The organism is Blautia sp. ZXY-1-B12, assembly GCF_056339915.1.
Genome location: NZ_JBWJVP010000282.1, coordinates 1 through 2,515 on the forward strand (window position 1 = coordinate 1; position 2,515 = coordinate 2,515).

Below are 2,515 nucleotides of genomic sequence, written 5' to 3' on the forward strand. Positions count from 1 at the left end.
AATTCAACATGCTATCCAGTTGACAGTGTCCAGTGGCTTTCTGCGGATGACAGTATTGTTTCCGTAGACCAGAATGGTAAACTGTCCTGCAAAAAAGGCGGGTAATACAACAATTACGCTGAAGATCGGAGATATTTCGGCACAGAAAGAGGTTACCGTTACATCAAAGGCGGCACCACGGCCTACAGCAACCCCGAAGCCTACCGCGACGCCAAAACCTACCGCAACACCAAAACCTACCGCAACGCCAAAACCGACAGCAACGCCAAAACCGACAGCAACGCCAAAACCGACAGCAACACCAAAACCTACTGCGACACCAAAACCTACCGCACTCTCAACTAACGCAAAAACCAACGGGTGAAAAGAGTGGTAAATGTGGGGATGATGCACGTGGACATTAAAAGATGGGGTTTTAACTATTTCTGGTTACGGAAGGATATATGAATATTACTTTTCCGGAGATCGATATGAGAAATACAGATTTCCTTATATTGATGAAATTAAAGAGGTTGTAATAGGCAATTCCATATATTATATTGAAAAATATGCATTTTCAAATTGCCCAAATCTTGAGAAAGTAACGGTTGGAAACTATGTAGCGTGTATTGGATACAATGCGTTTGCCGATGATCCTAAGCTGGTAGATGTCAAGCTGGGAAATAGCGTAGAGGAATTGTGGGCAGATGTATTCTCCGGAACAGGCATTACAGAGCTTGAACTCCCTGCTTCCATAAATGATGCAACATTTTTCAATGCTTTCCGCGGAATGACAAATCTGAAGAAATTCAAGGTAGCAAGTGGTAATAAGGTATATAAGGCTGTGGATGGAGTCCTGTATAAAAAAGAAGGGAAAGGCTACTATCTGATAGCAGTTCCCGCTAAGAAAACCGGAGAATACACGGTACCGGACGATGTAACAAGGATCACAGCAAATGCATTTGATCATAGTCATTTAAACAAGATCGTAATTTCCGATTCTGTAAAGACACTTAATGATTTCTGTTTGAGCAATTGTGAGAATCTACAATCAATCACGTTTGGTAATGGAGTAAAAACTCTTACCCAGATGCTTTGTGTTGGATGTACGCAAATTACGGAAGTAATAATTCCGGAAGGAATCGAGACGCTTGAGGGATATGTATTCTGTGACGCAAAATTGCTGAAGAGTGTAACACTGCCTTCCACGATCAAGGAAGTGGGAGAGCGCTGTTTCCCTGATACTACAAAAATAATCAGAACAACTACGCCGAAACCAACGTCCACACCGAAGCCAACGGCGACACCGAAACCAACGGCAACGCCAAAGCCCACGGCGACACCGAAACCAACGGCAACGCCGAAACCAACGGCCACACCGAAGCCCACTGCAACGCCAAAGCCAACAGCAACACCGAAGCCGACAGATACACCGAAGCCTACGGATACGCCGAACCCGATAGGACCTACAAAGGCCCCGGAACCTACTCAGGCTCCTGTGAAAAAGCCAAAGAATACTACAAGTCTCAAAACGAAATCAGGAAGAAAGAAGACGCTTGTTGTATCCTGGAAGCCGTCGAAGTCCGTAAGCGGATATCAGGTGCAGTACAGTCTGAAGAAAAATATGAAAAAGCCAAAGACAACGACAGCTGGCAAAAAAACAACGGAGATCACATTTAAAAATCTCCGCAGCAATAAAAACTATTATATCCGTATCCGTACATACAAAACAGTTAACGGAAAGAGATATTACTCTGACTGGAGCAAGGTTAAAAAAGTCAAAGTGAAATAAGATTTTCCCTGTCAGCCGGTATGAGACAGAATGTACCGGCCTGACAGGGATTTTTGTATAGAAATATTTCTGAACATGGGTTTCGTGTATAATAGAAAATACATAATTCGTTTGGAGGTGGAAGAATGAGGCTGTGGACGACAATGCCTGCAAGAGTATACAAAGAAACAATTGAGAAAACAGGAATCTACCAGTGCGATCCGGATAAGAGCGAAGTACTTACCTGGGACGATCTCCGGCCGGCAGTTTGCCAATGCATATGACTGGATGTCCGGGTATATGACAGAAAAGATTGGACCGCCTCCGGAAGGCATTAAATATCCGGTATGGGCGTGGTACAGGCTCCGCACAAGACAGGCCCGTCCTGACCTGCGATGGGTGGAATTTCGGGGCGCCGCAAAGGAGATGGTGCTGATCGAACTGGAGAGAAAGGAGACTTCCCAGGTCGTTCTCTCTGACTGAAGAGATCTGGACGGTCGCACAGCGTAACGATACGGCATGGTGTAGAAAACGAGGGCGAAGAACTGGACTGGTACTATAATCCGGATATGGAAGGAAAGGAAAAATTCAAGAAAGAGTCCTGGTACAGGGTATTCGAGATCCATCAGGCTCCTCATGTGCAGGCAACTTTCTGGGAGCTTAGAAAAGAAGAGGTCAAAAAGATCTGGAAGTACGACAAATAAGCCGTCCGTTTGGGCGGCTTTTTTTCGGCAGGAGAGAAGTATCTCCTGCTATCAATCTGTC

Annotated in this window: 3 protein-coding genes; all 3 read left to right on the forward strand. The window is 45.0% G+C overall.

Features of this window, described 5'->3' with window-relative positions; all coding sequences use genetic code 11:
* Positions 1-439 precede the first annotated feature (439 nt).
* The 3 genes from AC075L_RS19810 to AC075L_RS19820 all read left to right on the forward strand — a co-directional run bounded on the left by AC075L_RS19810 (position 440) and on the right by AC075L_RS19820 (position 2,233).
* Positions 440-1,771, forward strand: a complete 1,332-nt coding sequence (locus AC075L_RS19810; protein ID WP_476388060.1) for a leucine-rich repeat protein — start codon at positions 440-442, stop codon at positions 1,769-1,771.
* A 125-nt stretch (positions 1,772-1,896) separates the two neighbouring features.
* Positions 1,897-2,034, forward strand: a complete 138-nt coding sequence (locus AC075L_RS19815) for a hypothetical protein (RefSeq protein ID WP_476388062.1) — start codon at positions 1,897-1,899, stop codon at positions 2,032-2,034.
* Complete coding sequence (locus tag AC075L_RS19820) at positions 2,003-2,233, forward strand: DUF3841 domain-containing protein (RefSeq protein WP_476388061.1); 231 nt, start codon at positions 2,003-2,005, stop codon at positions 2,231-2,233. The genes AC075L_RS19815 and AC075L_RS19820 overlap by 32 nt, the downstream gene beginning before the upstream one ends.
* The last annotated feature ends 282 nt before the right edge of the window (positions 2,234-2,515 follow it).

What these genes read in the sequence shown, in the direction of transcription:
- AC075L_RS19815 (WP_476388062.1), top strand. Translation starts at nt 1,897, where the DNA reads ATGAGGCTGTGGACGACAATGCCTGCAAGAGTATACAAAGAAACAATT.